This is a genomic window from Pseudomonas sp. Mb7, assembly GCF_054790525.1.
The window spans coordinates 2,174,529-2,194,296 of record NZ_CP186501.1; the positions used below are offsets into that span (position 1 = coordinate 2,174,529).

The 19,768-nt window shown below is 58.1% G+C and carries 20 protein-coding genes; 11 read left to right on the top strand and 9 right to left on the bottom strand.

What is annotated here, in order from left to right; genetic code table 11:
- The first annotated feature begins 538 nt into the window (after positions 1–538).
- Positions 539–1,402 carry a M24 family metallopeptidase gene (locus ACOYXH_RS09995; protein ID WP_256587306.1) on the top strand — a complete coding sequence of 288 codons (864 nt, stop codon included), beginning with the start codon at positions 539–541 and terminating at the stop codon, positions 1,400–1,402.
- 31 nt (positions 1,403–1,433) lie between these two features.
- Here ACOYXH_RS09995 and ACOYXH_RS10000 read toward each other — a convergent pair whose 3' ends face one another.
- The 3 genes from ACOYXH_RS10000 to ACOYXH_RS10010 are packed head-to-tail and all read right to left on the bottom strand — an operon-like array spanning position 1,434 to position 3,332.
- Entirely contained in the window at positions 1,434–2,042 is a 609-nt protein-coding gene (locus ACOYXH_RS10000) for a hypothetical protein (protein WP_460064341.1), read from the bottom strand.
- Complete coding sequence (locus ACOYXH_RS10005; protein ID WP_258709768.1) at positions 2,039–2,836, bottom strand: enhanced serine sensitivity protein SseB C-terminal domain-containing protein; 798 nt, start codon at positions 2,834–2,836, stop codon at positions 2,039–2,041. The genes ACOYXH_RS10000 and ACOYXH_RS10005 overlap by 4 nt, the downstream gene beginning before the upstream one ends.
- Before the next feature lie 46 nt (positions 2,837–2,882).
- A complete protein-coding gene (locus ACOYXH_RS10010) occupies positions 2,883–3,332 on the bottom strand; it encodes a hypothetical protein (RefSeq protein ID WP_095126401.1) in 450 nt (149 codons plus the stop codon).
- Positions 3,333–3,489: 157 nt separating this feature from the next.
- Between ACOYXH_RS10010 and ACOYXH_RS10015 the strand changes: the two genes are divergently transcribed.
- The 4 genes from ACOYXH_RS10015 to msrA all read left to right on the top strand — a co-directional run bounded on the left by ACOYXH_RS10015 (position 3,490) and on the right by msrA (position 5,325).
- On the top strand, positions 3,490–3,870 hold the full coding sequence (locus ACOYXH_RS10015; RefSeq protein WP_258709769.1) for a hypothetical protein: 381 nt from the start codon (positions 3,490–3,492) through the stop codon (positions 3,868–3,870).
- Between the two features lie 140 nt (positions 3,871–4,010).
- Complete coding sequence (locus ACOYXH_RS10020; protein WP_460410621.1) at positions 4,011–4,265, top strand: hypothetical protein; 255 nt, start codon at positions 4,011–4,013, stop codon at positions 4,263–4,265.
- A gap of 174 nt (positions 4,266–4,439) precedes the next feature.
- Entirely contained in the window at positions 4,440–4,733 is a 294-nt protein-coding gene (locus ACOYXH_RS10025; RefSeq protein WP_095126398.1) for a hypothetical protein, read from the top strand.
- Positions 4,734–4,818: 85 nt separating this feature from the next.
- Positions 4,819–5,325, top strand: a complete 507-nt coding sequence (msrA, locus tag ACOYXH_RS10030) for a peptide-methionine (S)-S-oxide reductase MsrA (RefSeq protein ID WP_460410622.1) — start codon at positions 4,819–4,821, stop codon at positions 5,323–5,325.
- Here msrA and ACOYXH_RS10035 read toward each other — a convergent pair.
- Positions 5,288–5,965 carry a TetR family transcriptional regulator gene (locus ACOYXH_RS10035; protein ID WP_460410623.1) on the bottom strand — a complete coding sequence of 226 codons (678 nt, stop codon included), beginning with the start codon at positions 5,963–5,965 and terminating at the stop codon, positions 5,288–5,290. The two genes, msrA and ACOYXH_RS10035, sit on opposite strands and share 38 nt — an antisense overlap.
- 111 nt (positions 5,966–6,076) lie before the next feature.
- On the opposite strand from ACOYXH_RS10035, the gene ACOYXH_RS10040 reads away from it, so the two are divergent.
- Positions 6,077–6,733: an O-methyltransferase gene (locus tag ACOYXH_RS10040; protein WP_460410624.1), complete on the top strand. Its 657-nt coding sequence runs from the start codon at positions 6,077–6,079 to the stop codon at positions 6,731–6,733.
- A 203-nt stretch (positions 6,734–6,936) separates the two neighbouring features.
- Here the strand turns inward: ACOYXH_RS10040 and ACOYXH_RS10045 are convergent, their stop codons facing one another.
- Entirely contained in the window at positions 6,937–9,066 is a 2,130-nt protein-coding gene (locus tag ACOYXH_RS10045; RefSeq protein WP_460410625.1) for a TonB-dependent receptor family protein, read from the bottom strand.
- 189 nt (positions 9,067–9,255) lie between these two features.
- Here ACOYXH_RS10045 and ppk2 point away from each other — a divergent pair, with 189 nt between their 5' ends.
- Positions 9,256–10,071: a polyphosphate kinase 2 gene (gene ppk2, locus ACOYXH_RS10050; RefSeq protein WP_093433236.1), complete on the top strand. Its 816-nt coding sequence runs from the start codon at positions 9,256–9,258 to the stop codon at positions 10,069–10,071.
- A gap of 211 nt (positions 10,072–10,282) precedes the next feature.
- Positions 10,283–10,498 carry a hypothetical protein gene (locus ACOYXH_RS10055; protein ID WP_460410626.1) on the top strand — a complete coding sequence of 72 codons (216 nt, stop codon included), beginning with the start codon at positions 10,283–10,285 and terminating at the stop codon, positions 10,496–10,498.
- Positions 10,499–10,542: 44 nt separating this feature from the next.
- Here the strand turns inward: ACOYXH_RS10055 and ACOYXH_RS10060 are convergent, their stop codons facing one another.
- A complete protein-coding gene (locus ACOYXH_RS10060) occupies positions 10,543–13,155 on the bottom strand; it encodes a bifunctional diguanylate cyclase/phosphodiesterase (RefSeq protein ID WP_460410627.1) in 2,613 nt (870 codons plus the stop codon).
- Between the two features lie 221 nt (positions 13,156–13,376).
- Between ACOYXH_RS10060 and ACOYXH_RS10065 the strand changes: the two genes are divergently transcribed.
- Positions 13,377–15,575: an OsmC domain/YcaO domain-containing protein gene (locus ACOYXH_RS10065; protein ID WP_220558774.1), complete on the top strand. Its 2,199-nt coding sequence runs from the start codon at positions 13,377–13,379 to the stop codon at positions 15,573–15,575.
- Between the two features lie 283 nt (positions 15,576–15,858).
- Here the strand turns inward: ACOYXH_RS10065 and ACOYXH_RS10070 are convergent, their stop codons facing one another.
- The 3 genes from ACOYXH_RS10070 to ACOYXH_RS10080 all read right to left on the bottom strand — a co-directional run bounded on the left by ACOYXH_RS10070 (position 15,859) and on the right by ACOYXH_RS10080 (position 17,936).
- A complete protein-coding gene (locus ACOYXH_RS10070) occupies positions 15,859–16,374 on the bottom strand; it encodes a PaaI family thioesterase (RefSeq protein ID WP_220558775.1) in 516 nt (171 codons plus the stop codon).
- An 8-nt stretch (positions 16,375–16,382) separates the two neighbouring features.
- Positions 16,383–17,540, bottom strand: a complete 1,158-nt coding sequence (locus tag ACOYXH_RS10075; protein ID WP_460410628.1) for a GGDEF domain-containing protein — start codon at positions 17,538–17,540, stop codon at positions 16,383–16,385.
- 147 nt (positions 17,541–17,687) lie between these two features.
- On the bottom strand, positions 17,688–17,936 hold the full coding sequence (locus ACOYXH_RS10080; protein WP_093433206.1) for a hypothetical protein: 249 nt from the start codon (positions 17,934–17,936) through the stop codon (positions 17,688–17,690).
- A 171-nt stretch (positions 17,937–18,107) separates the two neighbouring features.
- Between ACOYXH_RS10080 and ACOYXH_RS10085 the strand changes: the two genes are divergently transcribed.
- Together ACOYXH_RS10085 and ACOYXH_RS10090 are read left to right on the top strand one after the other, a co-directional pair.
- Positions 18,108–18,752, top strand: a complete 645-nt coding sequence (locus ACOYXH_RS10085; protein ID WP_186624323.1) for an ATPase — start codon at positions 18,108–18,110, stop codon at positions 18,750–18,752.
- An 86-nt stretch (positions 18,753–18,838) separates the two neighbouring features.
- Complete coding sequence (locus ACOYXH_RS10090) at positions 18,839–19,180, top strand: hypothetical protein (protein WP_095126388.1); 342 nt, start codon at positions 18,839–18,841, stop codon at positions 19,178–19,180.
- Positions 19,181–19,768: the final 588 nt, after the last annotated feature.

Sequence of the window (19,768 nt, forward strand, 5' to 3'; positions counted from 1 at the left end):
GGTGCAAGCCGCCATCGCCGGTGCTGCCGTCAGCATCAACGCCGATGCGCCAAGCCCGCCCAGCATCCGTAACCCGATCTTCATGGTGTGTGCCCTCCTGAGAAGAAAACGGCCATTCAATGCAGGCTGACTGCATCTGGACGTTGTTGGCGTCGGCCAACGAAGGGCTGAATTATCAGGATCACGAGGCATGCATCGAATAGTCGGCTTCCCGTTGGCGTGTAGGAAATTTCCCAGAGGTTTCGGTCGCGACGAGATTCAAGGCGTGTTTCTCGAGGTAATTGCATCGGCTTGATGTTGATCAGCGAACATTGCTGATGCAGTCATTCGAAACTGCCGAAAATCAACTTAACGTTGAATCTCGTTTTACGCTCCAGCGCAGCTCGATCCCGTCAACTTGCAGTGAATTCGTTGCCTCGGCCACGGCTGGTTCAAGATCTGCTCACTGAGCCGATACAAGCTAAACGAAAAATAATCTGTGGCGAGGATGCAGGCTTCGATCCTTGATCCCCGTCATTCGCGTCCAAGGAGCGACGATTTGAAAAAGCTTGGAATATTTTCATTTTTGTTTTGTACCAATGTGATTGCCACCGAGTCGCGCTACGACCAATACGCCGCCGGTAACGGAAAACTGGGTGCGCGCATTGCTCAGCTGGATAGCGGGACAATTCTGGCTGAGGAAACACTGCTCGCCCCCATGGCCAGTGACCTTCTGCTCAAGGTCAAACCGATGATCCGCGAGGGCGGTAGCGGTATCGCGATTCAGGACTTTTTACTGAAGCAGTTTTCGCAATACGGCTGGCGGCCGATGGCCGTGGGGTACAAGGGATACCCGGAGGCAGTGCCGGTATCAGTGAATAACCAGGTGGGCAACGCTCCTCCCACTGACAAGCCTTTCCCCGAGGCTGCATTGGTCAAAGTGGAGTTGATCGCCGCATCACCCCAAGCCCATGTTGCCCAGGCATGGACATTCGCTACCCCCGATGCCACTGAACAGCAGCGGCAACTGTTGATGACGGCGCGCCGCGCGCTGCAAAGTGGTATCGCTCAGATTCGGGCCGGCGAGCGTGTATCGAATATCGGTAGCGCGATTCAACAGGAGCTTGATGCCGGCGATGCGGTCGCCGTGCAGGAGCTGTCGGGTTATGCCATGGGCCAGATGCGGGTTCAGGCACCTCACGTGCTCGGTTACAAGGGCGAGTACGCTGATGCAGCCTTGATGGAGACCGGGCAGGTGTTAAACGTTTATGTGGTGGCAAAGTCCGGTCGCGTCGGCGTGCGGTTTCTGCCGCCGAAACTCTGGACCGTGCTCACCCGGGACGGTGCAGATAGTGTGATGCTATCGGCGATGGTCGAGGTGACGGAGGATGGGCACCGAGTCCTGAGCAAGTTGATCGACTGAGTCTGACTGAGCGCGACGAGTTATTCGCCGCTCAACTCAAGCGCTTGCGCACCGCCTTCAGCACCGCCTCGATGTACCAGGTTTCGACGCCGATGGCGACGGCTTCACTGGCATCAGGCACTAACTCGATTTGAGTGGTGATGCCTTGTTCACGAAGCAGTCGCTGCGCATCTTCCAGACGTCTGCGTGTACCCGTGAGCCATAGCCGTTGCGGGCCCGTCAGCAACGCGAGGGTTTGCGGGTAGGTGCATTGCAGTTTCCGGCGCAGATTGATCAGTGCCGGTTTATCGGCCCGGTCGAGTTGCGGGGTCAGTACATACTGTTTGCCCGCCGCCGCGGTCAGGTCGTATTTGTCCTGTAGATACTCCTCGACACTAAAGCAATTGGCGACCGTCTCGCGCTCGCCGGTCACCACATTGATCAAGTGTGCATTGACACCGACGTAGCAGAACTCTGTCATGCCGTGGACGACGCAGTCCTCGCTGTTACTGCGAATGACCCAGTAATCACCGTTGGCGGACAGCTCACAGTGCTGAATGACAAACCGCTCGGGTTTGCCATCTCTCATCACACCGTCAAACAGCGCGAGCACGATTGCGCACGCCTGATCTGCGGTCAGTTTGGGGTTGAGCTCGGTCACGCTTTACCAAAACCAAACAATGAACGCAGTTTGCTGCCCAACGTCCGCTGATAGAACGGAGTGGTTTGTGTAAAGAAGTAATCGCTCAGGTCCTGTTCGCCTTCCTGAATGCGATACAGGCCAACGTCTTCGCCATCGGGTGCGGTGTCCCTAGCAACTTGACTGGCTTCGCGCAAGATCAATTCAATATCGCCGTCCGCTTCGATGCCAACCACCAGGTGAGGTTTTTCATCCGTCGTTACGTTGTACATCAGCGCCAGAAACCCACGTTTGATGTTGCGATGTTTGGCGAATAGCTGCGTGAGCGCGTTAACCATTTTTGTTGGATATTGCGCGGGCTGCCCGAGTTGCACGTGGGCGTCTTTTTCCAATGTGCGTTGTGTGGTCCGGCCAATCTCGGCGGACAGCAGGTTCTGCACTTCTCCCGGGAGAAACTCTTTGCCATAGGGCGACTTCGGTTCCAGGAACAGCGGAGTGCCCAGTGTCATTTCAAACAGGGATCTGGCCGGAATTTCCAGGTAAGACTCGCCACGAGCTATGGACTGTTCCAGCGTTTGCAGCGAGGTAAAAAACGGGATGACTGCCGTGCCGTCCTGTTTTTCCCAATGTGCGATGCTGATTTGGCTGCCAGCCTCAAGGTCAATGTGTCCCTTGCCCGCGCCGGTCGAGCCCGGGACATAAACTATTGAGTTCAACAGCGTCTTAAAAAATTCAGGTCGGCGGGCAGGTTCTTTCGCAGCCAACTCGAGCGATTGTTCTAGGGTGTTCTCTTCCTGGGTATTGCTGATGTCCATCGGTGGTTCCATAAAAACAGACAAAAAATGAATGGCAAAGAGTAGATCAGTCGCTGCTGCACCCTAGCAGGATCCAGCGTTTCCCTTGAGCGTGTACGTCGTAGGCAAACTCCCAGAACACCGGATAACCCGGGTGCCCCTTTACGTATCTGAAGGCGCTTATCTGGTCAGCCTCATCGACATGTGCAAGTTGCATCATCTCGTTGGCAAGTCGCGTGATTTCTTCGCGTTTAACGTCAAGCTCAATCGGACCAATCCCTGGCTCACCGGGATATAGCAGTAACTCGATCACGTCCTTTTGCACCTCGGCAATGGATGTGGTCGTTATGTTGGCGACCACACTGCGCGGCGAGATTGCGTTTTCAAGGGCATCAACTAATGGCTGACTCGCATCGAGCGGGCCATAGACGTTTACCCATACCTGATAGTTGAAGCCGTATAGAAGGTGTTCCAAACGTTGGAATGCTTCAGGCCTGTCGTCGCGACTTACTTTCATACGCCTCCCTTGTTGTAACGGCTTGCCCGGCAGAACCCTGAGCAGTTTTTTACGCGCCTGAAAAAACTTTCAGAAAAGCCGGCTGATAAATCCAAAATTCGATGGGGTAGGATGCTCACACACTGGAATAGCCTTCTACATCAAGGACGCGATATTTATGGGAACCCTTTTTTCTCAAGTCAGCGAACGTTTGCACGATCGCCGATTCGCGGTAGCGAATAATACGCAGGGACTGTCGGGTCGCGGCACGGTGTTTCATTACTGTGTTGAGGGTTCGGCCATTTCCAGCACTTACCAGGGCGGCCGGATTCGTATGGGGCACCAAGTGGGGCGCGTGACCGGCCCTGACACCATTGAGTTGCTGTTTCATTGCCTGACGACTGAGGACGAGGTTTTGTCCGGTTGGTCCCGTGGCATTGTCGGGGTGGATGACGCGGGACGAACGACTTTGAGCTTTGTGTGGGGGTGGTTGTCCGGTGCCAGTGGAGGCGGGGAATCGAGTTACGTTGAGGTATCCCCGGACCGTATGTCGGCATAGATTCGGTCTCGTTTAGCCCGCTGATTTGGGCGTCTGTTCAGTAATAAAGCGCTGAGGCTCAGCACGGCCAATGACATCATGCCCATTTCCGGTGAGGGCATAGGGCCGACTGTCTGCAAGGAATAGAGGAGGGATATTTGATGAGCAAACTGTCAGCAATGATCGCGCAAGCGAGTGTGGGCCTTTCCGTACAGCAGCGTATTTCGGATGAGAAGTGGGCGGCAATTGCGCACCAGTGTGGGTATGAAGAGATTGCTGAAATTCGCGATCGAATTGACGCGCTTAAGGCTGAATTGGCGACCGTTGAGGATTGGGATGGTGATACTCAGGATGAGATTCATCTGGCGATTGCTCAATTCACCAGGTTGCTGGAGCTCGCGTCTAATGGTGTTTAGCGGGTGAATGTGCTGTTGTCATAACTTTTGTCTCTTCAATCCGCGATTGGCGCTTTGGACCCGAAGCTGAATGTCGTTAACGCCGGCAACCGGCCATAAACACCTCATCTAAATTGTGGCTTTGCAGCCATGTTAAGGTCTCAAAACCAAGAGAAAATCCACGGAATTAAAATCATGGAACGGATTCGACTCACCCCCGCGCAATATCACACCGACGACAGCTATTGGCGACTTTTCAAGGCTGAAGATGGTTCTGTCTACATCCTCGTTGAATGTGAAGCGTCTTTTGTGGGGTACCAATCCATGATCAAGCTCAACGCCGAGGAGATGCGTGACTACCACGGTTTGGGCTGGTTATCGATTCAGTATCTGGCTAACCGAATCAATTATTTTGTCAGTGATTACAGCGGCCGAAGGATTACGGGTTCTTTGCTTGAGGAAGCCAATCAGGTTTCTGCGCAGGAATAGTTCTATTGGCTCAGCCCCTTGGAATCCGCCAACCCGCCCTCATAACCATCGCTATACCCAACACCCCGAAGAGGAACGACACGCCATGATCACTCAAACCGAAACCGCCATCCTCGCCGGCGGCTGCTTCTGGGGCATGCAGGATCTGCTGCGGCGCTATCCCGGCGTGTTGCAGACTCGCGTCGGTTACACCGGCGGCGACGTGCCGAACGCTACTTATCGCAACCATGGTGACCACGCCGAAGCTATCGAAATCACCTTCGATCCGGCGGTGATCAGCTATCGACAGATCCTTGAGTTTTTCTTCCAGATTCACGACCCGAGCACGCCCAACCGCCAGGGCAACGACCTTGGACGCAGCTATCGCTCGGCGATTTACTACCTCAGTGAAGAACAGCGCGATGTCGCTGAAGACACGGCTGCCGATGTCGACGCCTCAAAACTGTGGCCGGGTCGCGTGGTCACCGAGATCGAACCGGCGGGGCCGTTCTGGGAAGCGGAGCCGGAGCATCAGGATTACCTTGAGCGTATTCCGAATGGCTACACCTGCCATTTCATTCGTTCGAACTGGAAATTGCCCAAACGCGCGTGAGAGGTGTACGCCGCTCATTCAGCGCCAGCGCATAAGCACTGAACATATCCGCCAGCCCGTCGGCGCATATCGTGATTTCTTCCTCGGTACGCGGGCTGGCGGAAAAATCCTTTCCGACCGAACTCAGCGTGGTCAAGATCAGATCGCACGCTGCTGTACGGATCTGCTCACCGACCTCGGGCAGCAATTCTTCCGTGAACGTGGCGAAAATCTGCCGCCCGGCCGCGCGCACTTGTTGGGCCTCAGGAGCGTTGCGGTAGAGCGGAGCAGCGTCGTTCAGTGCGCCGCGCATCTGCGCTTCTTCGCACTCTGAACGAATGAATGCCTGCACCAGCGTGCGCAGGCGAGTGAGTGGCGGCTGCTCAAAGTCTTGCAGAATCCGCTGCAACATCTGCGTGGTGTGCAGCCACTCATCGCTCTGCAAACGGAACAGGATCGCGGCTTTGTTGGGAAAGTACTGATACAGCGAGCCAATGCTCACGCCGGCCTTTTCCGCGACCCGTGCGGTGGTAAAGCGGGTGGCGCCGTGCTCGCTCAAAACCTGAACAGCCGCTTGCAGAATCGCCGCCACTAGTTCGCTGGAACGTGCCTGCTGCGGCTGTTTGCGTGAGGAAATACGGGCGGTCTGGCGGTTGGTCATGGGCAGCTCGGGCGTCCGGGAGAATGCGAATAGCGCAAGAAGCGAATCGCTCGCATCATTTAAATGCGACGAATCATTCGCATTTTAATTCCTCACTGACGGAAAGCAATCATGACCACCCTGACCACTGAACCCTTGGCGAGCCTGATCGAACGCCTCTACACCCAAGCCAGCGCTGCCACCAGTCCGATGCTCAATTCAGTGTCTGGCGAGGAGCGCGAACGCCTGATGCACAGCAAAACCGAATACCTGAAACTCTATGAAATGCTCAAAGACCTGTGGCTGCCGGTCTCCCGGGATACCGGCAAACTTCTCTACATGCTGGCGCGAAATATCAAGGCCAAAGCCATTGTCGAGTTCGGCACCTCATTCGGCATGTCCGCACTGCACTTGGCGGCAGCGCTGCGCGACAACGGTGGCGGTGTGCTGATCGGCAGTGAGTTCGAACTGTCGAAAGTTGAAATGGCGCGGCATCATTTTGTCGAAGGTGGCGTCAGTGATCTCGTAGCGATTCGCCAAGGTGATGCGTTGGTGACGCTGGCTTCGGATCTGCCGGAATCGGTCGATCTGCTCCTGCTTGATGGCGCGAAGGCGTTGTATGGCGACGTGTTGAGTCTGGTCGAAAAACACCTGAAACCGGGCGCGCTTGTGGTGGCGGATAACACCGACTATTGCCCGGAGTATCTGGCTTACGTGCGGGCGCCGCAGAACGGGTATTTGTCTGTGCCGTTTGCGGATGATATTGAGTTGTCGATGCGGCTGGGTTGAGGGTCTGGAGAAAATGGGCGTTCTTTCAGTTGTTTAAATGTTGAATGGATTACCGTCTTCGCGGGCAAGCCCGCTCCCACAGGGTTTTGTGTTGCCCGCGAAATCCCAGTACAGCAGAAATCACTGTGGGAGCTTGCCTGCAAGCGATGGCGGTGGGTCTGCTAGTTTCTTCGCAACCATAGAATCTCCCACAGGGTTAGGTGTCAGAGCAAACTCCACGACACCCCGACATAAACCCCCATCCCTTCACCCGGCGTAGACCGCGCGGCATCCAGTCCTTTGTCGTCATACCCCGGCGAGACCGTGGCCGCGTAGTGCTTGTTGGTCAGGTTGCGCATATCCACCCACGTCTGCCAGTCACCCTTCGGCGCGTTGTAGCCCAGCGTCGCGCCAAACAATGCGTAAGGATCGGCGTAGTAGCTGTTGGCGTAATCCACCGCCACTTTGGATACCAGTTGCGTATTCACCGCCGCAAAGAACCCCTGCGGCCAGTCGTAACGCAACTCACCCTGGTAGTAATGCATCGGCAGGCCCGGCAAGCGGTTGTCGCCGAAACGATCATCATCGCGATAGTGGAAATCACTGAAGGTATACGCCTGACGCAAACTCAACTGACGGCCATCGGCCGCCGACCAGAGTTTGCTGTTCAGGCTCGCTTCAACGCCTTGGTGCACCGTGGGACTGGCGTTCAACTCATAAGGTGTAACGGCGTTGGCATCCGGCAACACCGACAACAATTCATGCCGCACCTGCGCGTAATACCACGCCAGACTCCATTCGCCGACGGCGCTGTCGCCACGGCCACCCAGCTCCAGTGTGGTCGCGGTCTGGTTTTGCAGTTTGATCGGGTCTTTTTGCGTGCCGGTCGCCGGGCCGTTGCCGGGCGCAAAGCGCACGTTGGAGCTGTAGATCAGCGACCACGGATGCGGCGCTTCGACCGAACGACTGAGGTTGCCGAACACTTGCAGATCCGGGGTGATCTGGTAGCGCAGGCCGAGGCGTGGCGCGTAATCCCAGTCGTTCATGCTGGTTTTGCCGCCGCTCTGCGGATAGGTCACGGCGCTTTCGCGGCGGGTGTAAATGGCGGCGAGGCCGGTGGTCAGCCACAGGTCGTCGGCGATTTCCAGGTCGTTGCCGAAGTGCAGAACGGTGTCGGAACCCTGATAGGTGAAGTTGCGCATGCGCGTGCCGGGTACGTAGCTGGCGGTGTTGGGCGCGGTGGGAATGCGCACGAACTCGCTGGCGCCGTCGTTGGGCAGGTGTTTGGTCACGCGCAGGCCGACGTTGCTGCGGCTTTCCATGCCGAAAATCGTGTCACGGCGTTTGTAATCGAAGGTGCCGCTGACGTCGGTGTAGGCGACCTTCAAACGGTTCGGACCTTCGCGCAGGTCCATCGGGTAATCGTGATAGACGAGGCCGGTCTGGATGCTCGAGTCGTCGTCGATATAGAACGTAGTCTTGTTGCCGATGAACGTGCTGCCCGGCTGCTTGCGGCTGTCATCGCGTGCCACATAGGACGGATTGGCCGCGCGAGGCGAGTGCTCGATGGAGTGCTTGGTCACACGCCCGGCGAGGTCGTTGTCGGTCTCGCGGTAGCGGATGTAGAAGCGCGTTTCCAGGTTCGGGTTGAAGCGATAACCGAAGTTGGCGATCAGGCCTTTGCTCTCGCTGCGGGTGTGATCCTGATAGCCGTCAGCGTTGGCATCGGTCAGCGACACGTAGTAATCGAAGTCGCCGAGCACTTGCCCGGAGCTGACCTGACGCTGCTGATAGCCGTGGCTGCCGGTGGCATAGCGCACTTGCAGTTTCGGCGCGTTGTAGCCGGTGTGGCTGACGTAATCGATGGCGCCGCCCAGTGCCAGCGCGCCGCGATCAAAGCCGTTGGCGCCGCGCAGCACTTCGACGTGATCGACCCACAGCGGTTCGAGCAACTCATACGGCGTGCCGCCCGGGCCGGTCAGCGGCAGGCCATCGAGCATCGTGTACAGCCCCGACGCATGAGCGCCCGGCGCGCGGTTGATGCCCGAGCCACGCACTGAAATCTTCACGCCTTCGTTGCCCGCCGACTGCGCATAAACGCCCGGCTGATAGGCCAGTACATCCTGATTACTCGCCACGCGGCCCTGCAACGGCTGACGCATGTCGACCACGCTGGTGCCGCCGGGCACCTGATCGAGGCGGGCCTTGGCTTCCTCAACAGAGACATCACTGCCGTTGCGATCCTCGGCCGAAATCAGCACTTGCCCCAGTTCCAGACCTTGAGTCTCGGCCATTGCCGGGCCGGCGAGAGCCAGACCGAGCAGGGCGGCGGGCAGGGATTTGGACGCGGGCATCGAGAAAACTCCAGGCAGACAAGGGCAGGGCAATGAACAGTGCGACGCAACAAAGAACGAACGAAACACATGGCAATTTTGCTTTTTGCCCGGCAATGGCAAACAGCACGGCATGAACTAACCTCACGTGTCTGGTGTATCCCGTCAATCAACACTCTGTTTCTGCATTTATTGGAGAGGGCCAAGGTCATGGCAAAAGGCAAAAAGAAGGCCGCCACAGCGCCTGAAAGTCTGAAGCTGAAAAACAAGGATTACCTCGACCAGTTGCGCAAACTGCACGTCGAACTGGTCAAGTTGCAGGAATGGGTGATCGCCAAGGGCGTCAAGGTCTGCATCGTTTTTGAAGGGCGCGATGGCGCCGGCAAGGGCGGCACGATCAAGGCGTTGACCGAGCGCGTCAGCCCGCGTGTCTTTCGCGTGGTGGCGTTGCCGGCACCGACTGATCGCGAGAAAAGCCAGATGCATGTGCAGCGTTATCTGCCTTATCTACCGGCGGCGGGCGAAGTGGTGATCTTCGATCGCAGTTGGTACAACCGCGCCGGTGTCGAGCGGGTGATGGGCTTTTGCACCGACGAGCAGGCTGACAAATTTCTCAAATCGATTCCCTTGGTTGAACACGCCATCGTCCAATCCGGAGTGATCCTGCTCAAGTACTGGCTGGAAGTCAGCCCCGAAGAGCAGACCCGCCGGCTCGAAGCGCGAATCAACGATGGTCGCAAGACCTGGAAACTGACACCCATGGACTTGAAGTCCTACAGCCGCTGGTACGACTACTCACGGGCACGGGATGAAATGTTTAAACACTCCGATACCGAACACGCGCCGTGGCTGGTAGCTGACTCCAACGACAAGCGCCGCGCACGGCTGAACATCATCACCGATGTGCTCAGCCGCATTCCGTATGAGGATGTGAAACGCGAGAAAATCGAGCTGCCCAAACGGCAGAAACCGGGCAAGTACCGGGATCCGCATTATCCATACCGGCGCGTGGCCGAGAAGTTCTGACAAACTGCCTCAATCCCTCTAGGAGTGACCCTGCTCGCGATAGCGGTGTTTCAGCCAACACATCCGCCACAGAAAATCCGCTATCGCGAGCAGGCTCACTCCTACAGGGTTCGGTGATGTATCCAAAGCAAACAGTCCATCCGTCGACTGCGCTGAACCACTGCGATGATCTTTCTTTCTATCAAGGGAGTCCCTCACGAGATCATCCCCGATGTTCGATCAGCGCAAACAAGAAAAACTGGCGGCATGGCGAAAGCTGGCGACGCAATCGCAGATGCGTCTGGAACCAGAGGAACAGTACGACGAACTGCTCAAGGCAGCCGATGAAATGGAGGAGCAGGGACTGATCACCAGCGCCGAGTGGCGGCAATTGGTGCGGGATGCGGGCAATGTGTTCACCGGGGATACGGGGCGATCAAACGGTTGAACCCGCCGCAAACGGCTACAGCGATGGATCCGCCCTGTAGCCGTTCAGGTCACACGACCTGTCTTGGCTTTCAACTGTGCACCTCTGGAATCCTGCAGCAACCGCGCAAACGCTGCTTTGTCGATCGGCCGGCTCATGAAGTAACCCTGCACCTCATTGCATTGATCGACCCCGAGAATATCCAGCTGTTCTTCAGTTTCGACCCCTTCGGCAGTCACGGTCAGGCCCATGGCCTTGCCCAGGCCGATGATCGCCTGCACCACCGCGCGATCGTTAGTGCCGCTGCTGATCGAGGCGATAAAGCGCTTGTCGATCTTGATCCCGTCAAACGGGTAAGCGCGCAGGTAACCGAGCGATGAGTAACCTGTGCCGAAGTCGTCCATGTTCAGGCGCACACCCAATTCCTTCAGGGCATTCATGGTGGTCAGCGCGCAGTCGGTGTCGTTGAGCATCACGTTCTCGGTGATCTCCAGTTCCAGGCGACTGGCCGGGAAACGGGTTTGCACCAGCACTTCGCGAACATCCTCGACCACATCGCTGAGGGCAAATTGCGCCGGCGACAGATTGACCGACAGCAGGATGTCTTCCGGCCAGCCGAGGGCAGTCTCGCAGGCTTCGCGCAATACCCAGCGACCCAGCGGGACGATCAGATCGGTTTGCTCCGCCAACGGAATGAACAGGTCAGGGCCGAGCAGGCCCTTGGTCGGATGTTGCCAGCGCACCAGCGCTTCGACCGAAACGATGTGCTTGCCATCGATCTTGTAGCGCGGCTGATAGTGCAGGATGAATTCGTTGTGCTTGAGCGCGTGGCGCAGGTCATCCTCAAGTTGTCGGCGGGTCTGAATCTGATCGCTCATGTGCGCTTCGAAATAGCACCAGGTGTTCTTGCCCTCGGATTTGGCCTGATACAGGGCAATGTCGGCGTAACGGATCAGGTCGCTGGGCACATAACTGTGGCGCCGGCTGAGCGCGATGCCAATGCTGGCGCCGATGTGCAGCGGATGCTGCTCGAAGACCACCGGTTGATGCAGGCTGGCGATCAGGCGGGTGCAGAACTTGTCGATTTCGTGATGGCTGTCCATGCCATTAAGCACCACGATGAATTCGTCGCCGCCCAGACGCGCGACGATGTCCATTTCGCGAGTGCATTCCCGCAGGCGTACGGCAACTTCCTGCAGCACGGCATCACCGGCCGGATGGCCGAGCGAATCGTTGATCGGTTTGAAGTTGTCGAGGTCGATCATCAGCAGCGACAGCGGCGGCGCGTGCTCCTTGAGCAGCAGCGCTTCATCCAGATAACGCGCGAGTTTGTTGCGATTGGGCAGGCCGGTGAGGGCGTCGTGCATCGACAAATGCTGGATCTGCGCATGGGCGGCGACTTCGTCGGTGATGTCGCTGGCGGTGCCGCGATAGCCGATAACCGCGTGCTTGTCGAAGATCGGCCGGGCGGAGAGCCGACAGTGGCGATGCTGGCCGGCGTGGTCACGGTAGGTGCAACGCAAGTCACTGGCGCTGTCTTGCTCGGTGAGATTCCTCAGCCACAGTTCCAGAGGCGTGGTGTCGCACAACAGCAGTTGACCGATGTCTTGCCCCAGCCACAGGGTTTGCGGGTAACCGGTTACCTCGCTAAAACGTGCCGAAAGGTAGGTCAGTGCCAGGGTGCGGTCGACTTCCCAGATCCAGTCCGACGCGGCTTCGGCCACCGCGCGAAAGCGTTCTTCGCTGGCTTCCAGTTCGCGGTTGGCGTTCTCCAGTGCGTGATTGGAAGTTTGCATGACAGCAAAACTCTGATCGACGTACTGCGATGAACGTAACGCGTGGCGGAAGAAGTACGCGGTCAGCAGCATTAGCACCACTATCGTCGCGCCGAGTGGTGGCAACAGTGACCACAATAAATGTTGCCCGGGCTGCTCCAGATCGGCGATCAGGCTGTAATCGGTGTTGTCCAGTGGCACCCGAGGGCGCTGCGGGTCGATGGTCTCGTCCGGCGCCAGGGTCAGGTTATTCAAGCCGTAACCGCTGCCGATCAGACGCAATTTGGTCGGCGTGAGTTTGTCGACGAACACCAGCACCGAAGTTTTCTGCGGGTCGCCGAGTGGTCGCTCATCGTTGGGAATAATCGCTGCCGCCGAGACCAGCGCCGGCCAGCCTTCGAACAGTGAATAGCGGCTGACCGGCTTGGTCAGATCACCTTGGCCCAACGCTTGATCGAGTAACTCCGTGGCGCTGACCTGCACGAACGCGGACAACTCGGCATCGACCATTTGCCCGCGCACCACCGCGTAGCGGGTGCCTTCACGGTTGAGCACGAACACGCCGTCATAACCGTCGGTGGTGAACAGGGTCTTGCCGAGGTTCTGCTCGGTGTAGGCCCAGTCGGTGTCGACCTGACCGCTCAAATGCTCGTAGGCCGTGGTCCAGTAGGCGTAGCTGGTGATGTAGTTTTTCGAGGCGGTGATGCGGTTTTCCAGCGCGCGAGCGGAATAGAAGCGGGTTTTGTTGATCTCGTCGTTGTCGAGGCGTTCGGCAATGCCGAGCAAGGCCACGGCGGCGGCAATCACGCCACTGACAAACAGCGCACCGACCGCGAAGGCCAGGCGGCGGGTGACGGCGCTCTGGCGCGGTGGAAGCGGGGCTGCAAAGCTGGAAAGGTCCATGTGCTCGTCCTTGATCCGCTGTCTTCTGAATCTAGAACCACGGCGCGGGCGCAATGTTCAGATTCTTCTGGGGGACTGCATTGAAAGCGTAGTGAAACCCGCGTGATTTGCCTCCCCAAGTGCAGCGCGCCGATCAGCGGCCAATCCCGAAAGGGCAAGACTTCCCGCGCAAAAACCGGATAATGGCGGCCATTCGTTTAGCCGTATTCTGGTAATCCCGCATGGAAATCAAGGTCAACTTTCTCGACAACCTTCGACTTGAAGCCAAGTTCGACGACTTCACGGTGATCGCCGATCAGCCCATCCGCTACAAGGGCGATGGTTCGGCACCGGGGCCGTTCGACTACTTTTTGGCGTCGTCGGCGTTGTGTGCGGCGTACTTTGTGAAGTTGTACTGCGACACGCGCAGCATCCCGACGGAAAACATTCGCCTGTCGCAGAACAACATCGTCGACCCGGAAAACCGCTACAACCAGATCTTCAAGATCCAGGTGGAATTACCGGCGGACATCTCCGAGAAAGATCGCCTGGGCATCCTGCGTTCCATCGATCGCTGCACGGTGAAGAAGGTCGTGCAGACTGGGCCGGAATTCATCATCGAAGAAGTCGAAAACCTCGACGCCGATGCCCAGGCCTTGTTGATGCCGGTGGGCGGTTCGGACGCAGGCACCTTCATCGCCGGCAAAGACCTGCCGCTGGAGCAGACCATCGCCAACATGTCGGGCATCCTCGCCGACCTCGGCATGAAGATTGAAATCGCCTCGTGGCGCAACATCGTGCCCAACGTCTGGTCGCTGCACATTCGCGATGCGCATTCGCCAATGTGCTTCACCAACGGCAAGGGCGCGACCAAAGAGGGCGCACTGGCCTCGGCGCTGGGCGAGTTCATCGAGCGCCTGAACTGCAATTTCTTCTACAACGACCAGTTCTGGGGCGAAGAAATCGCTAACGCCGAGTTCGTGCATTACCCGGACGAGAAGTGGTTCAAGCCAGGCCCTAAGGACGAGTTGCCGAGCGAAATTCTCGACGAATACACCCTGAAGATTTACAACCGTGACGGCGAATTGCGTGGCTCGAACCTGTTCGACACCAACTCCGGCAACACCCAGCGTGGCATCTGCTCGCTGCCGTTTGTGCGCCAGTCCGACAACGAAGTGGTGTACTTCCCGTCCAACCTGATCGAAAACCTTTACCTCAGCAACGGTATGAGCGCCGGCAATACCCTGGCCGAAGCGCAGGTGCAGTGCCTGTCGGAAATCTTCGAGCGCGCGGTCAAACGCGAGATCCTTGAAGGCGAAATGGCCCTGCCAGACGTGCCGCAAGAAGTACTGGAGAAATACCCGAGCATCCTCGCCGGCATCAAAGGCCTGGAAGAGCAGGGCTTCCCGGTTCTGGTCAAGGATGCGTCGCTGGGTGGTGAATTCCCGGTGATGTGCGTGACCCTGATGAATCCGCGCACTGGCGGCGTGTTCGCCTCGTTCGGCGCGCACCCGAGCCTGGAAGTGGCGCTGGAGCGCAGCCTCACCGAGCTGTTGCAGGGCCGCAGTTTTGAAGGTTTGAACGACTTGCCGCAGCCGACGTTCTCCGGCCAGGCCGTGACCGAGCCGAACAACTTTGTCGAGCACTTCATCGATTCCAGCGGTGTGGTGTCGTGGCGCTTCTTCAGTGCCAAACCGGACTTCGAATTCGTCGAGTGGGACTTCTCAGGCCAAGGCGAAAACTCTAACGTCGAAGAAGCTGCGACGCTGTTCGGTATCCTCGAAGACATGGGCAAAGAAGTCTACATGGCGGTCTATGAGCACATCGGCGCCAAGGCTTGCCGCATCCTGGTGCCGGACTACTCGGAGATCTACCCGGTCGAAGACCTGATCTGGGACAACACCAACAAAGCCCTGCAATTCCGCGCCGACATCCTCAACCTGCACACCCTGAGCAAGGTCGGTCTGCGCAACCTCGCCCAAGGCCTGGAAAACAGCGAGCAGGACGATTACACCGAGATCACCACACTGATCGGCGTCGAGTTCGACGACAACACGCCGTGGGGCAAGTTGACCATTCTGGAACTGCGCCTGCTGATCTGCCTCGCGCTGCAGAAGTACGAACAGGCTAAAGACCTGGTCGAAGCGTTCCTGCAATACAACGACAACACCGTCGAGCGCGGCTTGTTCTATCAAGCGGTCAACGTGGTGTTGGAGATGGAGCTGGACGAGGATCTGCAACTGGAAGACTACGAAGCCAACTTCCGCCGGATGTTCGGTGACGAGCGTATGGATGCGGCGATTGGTTCGGTCAACGGTAGCGTGCGTTTCTACGGGTTGACGCCGACCAGCATGAAGCTGGAAGGGCTGGATCGGCATTTGCGCTTGATTGAGAGCTATAAAAAGCTGCATACGGCGCGGGCGAATGTGAAACAGGTCTAAGCCGGTTTCACATCGGGTTCGGTGGTGAATTCACCCCTCATCGGAACGCCGCCCGCCCAGCCCTCTCCCCAGGGAGAGGGAGCCGATCTGTGGGCTTTTCAACACCAGAGTTCGACTCGATATCTCAGGTCGGCGTATTTCAACCAGACAACTCGGTCAGTCTTTTCTCTCCAAGGAGAGGGCAGGGGTGAGGGTTTTTCGAATCCAGAGTTCGATTCGATATCTCAGGTCGGCGTATTTCAACCAGACACCTCGGTCAGTTCCCTCTCCCTCTGGGAGAGGGCTAGGGTGAGGGGCTTTGGTTTTTCCGCCCATGCGCCGCATTCGCCAGTTGCCCGGTATCCACTCGCACAAACACCGAATCGCCCACGGCCGTCAGCACATCCCCGGCAAACACCTCACAGATCACCCGGGTCTTGCGCCCGACGTCACCCTCGACTTTCGCGCGCAGAGTCAACGTCACGCCCATCGGTGTCGGTTTGATGAACTTGATGCCGAGGTTGCCGGTGACGCAGTCGATGCGTGGCAGGCTGCCGGGTTCGCGGTTTTCAGCGCGGTAGTGGTAGGCCATGGCCGTCCAGTTGGAATGGCAGTCGACCAGCATCGCGAGCAGGCCGCCGTAGACCAAGTCCGGCCAGCCGCAGTACTTGGCGTCGGGCAGGTGTTCGGCGATCACGTGAACGCCGTCTTCGTGCCAGCGGCTTTTGACGTGCAGACCGTGCGGGTTACGGCCACCGCAGCCGTAGCAGACGCCTTCAGGTGCGGCGAGGTCTTGCAAAGGGGTAACGAGGCTGGACATGGTTTTTATTATCCTGGAGGGGGGAGTCCGGTCAGGCGCAAGCGGTTGCGTCCGCCGCGTTTCGATTCGTATAGGGCGGCGTCGCCTTGTTCGATCAGCGCCGTCAGGTGCGCGGGCGGCTTGTCGAACAGGCTGGCGCCGATGCTCAGGGTCACCGCAGCCGTGGTGGGGAACGTCTGGGAGGTCATGCTCAGAAACTGCTCACGCAACGCGTTGCCCAGTTCCATGACGCACTCACCCGATGTGCTGCTGAGCAAAATGACAAACTCGTCACCGCCCAGGCGTGCGGTCAGCGCATTGCGCGGCAGCACCGAGCGGATCATCTCGCTCAAGGCGATCAGCAAACGATCGCCGGCGGTGTGGCCGTATTGGTCGTTGACCAGTTTGAAGTTGTCGATGTCGATCAGCAGCAAGGCGCCGGGATGCGCCGGCGAAACGTGTTCGAACAGGCGCGGCGCGCGTTTTTCCAGGGCGCGGCGGTTATACAAAGCGGTCAGCGGGTCGCGCTCGGCGAGGCGGGCGATCTGTTTTTCGCGGCGATAACGCTCGGTGCCGGTCATCGACAGGGCGATCAACATGATTGCCATCGCACCCTCGACCAGGGAAATCTGAATGATCTCGCCGCGAAACGCCGCCAGATCGATCAGCGTGCCGGGGATCACCACGGTCAAGGCTTTGGCGACATAGAAAATCCCGTGACTGAGCAGCACATAGCGCAACTGCACCGCGCCGACGCTCAACGATTTGCCATGGGGGCGCAGCAGCGAGCTGGCCTTGAGGGTCGACAGCGCCACCAGCAACGAATTGGCCGCCAGCATGACCTTCGACCACAGCGGCCCCTCCGGCAACAGCAGCAAGACCAGCCAGGTGACAAAGATCAGGTACCAGGCCGTCGACAAGCGTATCTGGGTGAAGCGCGCCACGCCGAGCAGAAACAGGAAATGCGCGGTCACCAGCAGGCCGTTGGCGAACCAGATGCCGATCAGCAAAAAGCCGCTGCTGCGCAGCAGGGCCAAGGTGGAACCGACCGTGATGGTGGCAAAACCGGCGCTCCAGAACAGCAGCGAAGGCTCACGAATGCTGCGCCATTCGATCGCCAGGTACAGCGCTGCGGCGGCTGCGAGGGCGATGGAAAGGGTCAGCATCGTAGGTGGGTCGAGCGGCATTTCTTGATGAGCCTGTCTGAGTGGCAGTTTGACCGGCGATTGTAAGCGTTCGGGCGGTTTTTTCGCAGAGGTCGTGTTGCCGCGCAGATCATTGGCAGCGGGGAGGGCGCGGTCGCTCGCCGCCGCCCTGACCGCCGTGCCGATCGGTCATGGCTTGGGTTCAAGCCAAGTGTCGACAACTCGGCGATCCAGCTCTTCCCAATAGGCCATGCCCAGCACCCGGGTGGTGTTAAGCCCGCGCAGGTAACCGCGCAACTGGTTGGCGGTGTCTTGGATGAGCTGCGGGTCGGTAATGCCTTTGTCCAGCAATACGCTTTCGTACTGAACCAGATATTCGGCCACACGCTCGCGAAAATCGGGCAGAACGGCGTCACGGATCAGGTCAAACGTTCTCAAGGCGAACTCCTCACGGGCTGTTTTTCTCGTTGTGGTTGAGTGTGTAGCAGTCTGCACGTCACGCAACTATTGCTAGAAGTAATAGTGACCATCACGAAACGCAAGTTCTGCTTTGTCGGCATTCGGCGGAAAATCGCTTCCATCGAACACGCAGCTCAAGGAATTTGCGCGATGAACACCCTGACCCGACTGGCTTTTGTCGCCCTGCTGACAGGCGGCGCACTGTTCACAGCTCCGACTTACGCAGCCGACGCCGGGTCGTGTCACTTCCAGACCATCACGGGCAGCAGCGCCACGTTGCAGCATTCGCAAACCGTGGGTGTGTTGCTCAGCGAGAACACCCTGGACAACCTGCAATACCTTGAGCGTTACCACAACATGGCGGTCAACGGCGCGAAAGACGCGCTGGATTCGCGGATTCGTGAAGCGTTCGTCGACAGTTCCGATCCGGAGCTGGCCATCGACTGGCTGGTGAGTTCGCTGCAACAACAGTTCTTGTCGGTAACCGTTTACGACAACCTTGATGCCCTGGTACAGGCGCATCCGGACGTGGTGGTGAAGCTCGATACCTTCAACCGCTTGCTGACGCAGCAGAACAGTCTGGTTGAAGCGCGTTTTACCGCACGCTTCTACGACGCCGACCTGCAATACATCGGCAAGGCAGAAGGCGCCGTCGAGAAGCAGTTGCCTTCGGTCTGGGTGCATAACCAGGCGGCACCGGCCATCGCTGCACAGATCGGCAAGCAGCGTGACCTGCAACTCAACGCGTTGAAGCAATTCGATGTGTCGCTCAAGGCGCTGGTGGCGTCGAGCTGATCACTTAAAACATAAATGGCGACGGCGGCTCCGTGAGGCTGAACCGTTGCCGGTTGAACCGAACCTTTATTTTCAGGATGACACCGATGCGTCTTTTATTTGTGCCCGCTCTGGCCGTTGCCTCTTTGCTGCTCGCCGGTTGCGCTTCGGCGCCGAACAATCCGAGCCTGACGTTGCAGACCAGCAAGACGCCTGCGCAGTACGCCGATTGTGTTGTGCCGAAGTTGCAGGGCAGTGCGTTGAACCCGACGGTTTCGCAGACTCAGCGTAGTTATCGGATTGTGGTGCCGAGCAAGATTTCTGCTGACAACGTGCTGGAGGCTTATAAAGCCGGTAATGGCGGCAAGGTGTTTATCTATGAGCGCCATTTGTTGGCTTCGAATCTTTTGCCTTCGAGTTTTGAGCGGGCGGCGCAGGATTGCATCTGATTTTGGCTTTTTTACGTATTGACTGAGCTCCTTTGGTTGGCCGCAACCAACCAATTTTTTGCCTCGCGCCCTTATGTGGCTGCGGGGCTTTTTTTTGTTTGGGCTTGGCGGCCTTTGGGCCGACCATGCTCGGGGTGTTCTTTGTGAATATCCGTTGCTGCGGTGATGGCTTATTACGGTTTCGCCCTTACGGCGATTCACTTTTTTTCAAACGCCAAAAAAAGTAAGCAAAAAACGCTTGCTCCTACGTGCGGCCCGCTCGCTGGGGCTCGGGGTTCCTTCGCTGCGGGATCGATCCGGGCGCAGCGCCTACGGTTTGCTTCGCTGCACCTCCTCTCGCTGTGTTTGGCTGCGCCAAACGGTCGCTGCGCTCCCACCCCCGGATCAATCCCTCCACTCAGCCTTCCGACGTCACCTTACAGATCAAGATCAAAAGCAGGCGAGCTGACACTCGGCCCATTGAGTGGTGAAGAGCGGGGCGTGGTCGGCTTTGGATTTGTGGTGGTGCTTCCCCTCACCCCAGCCCTCTCCCGAGGGAGAGGGGGCCGATCTGTGGGCTTTTCACAGCCTGAGTTCAACGCGGTATCG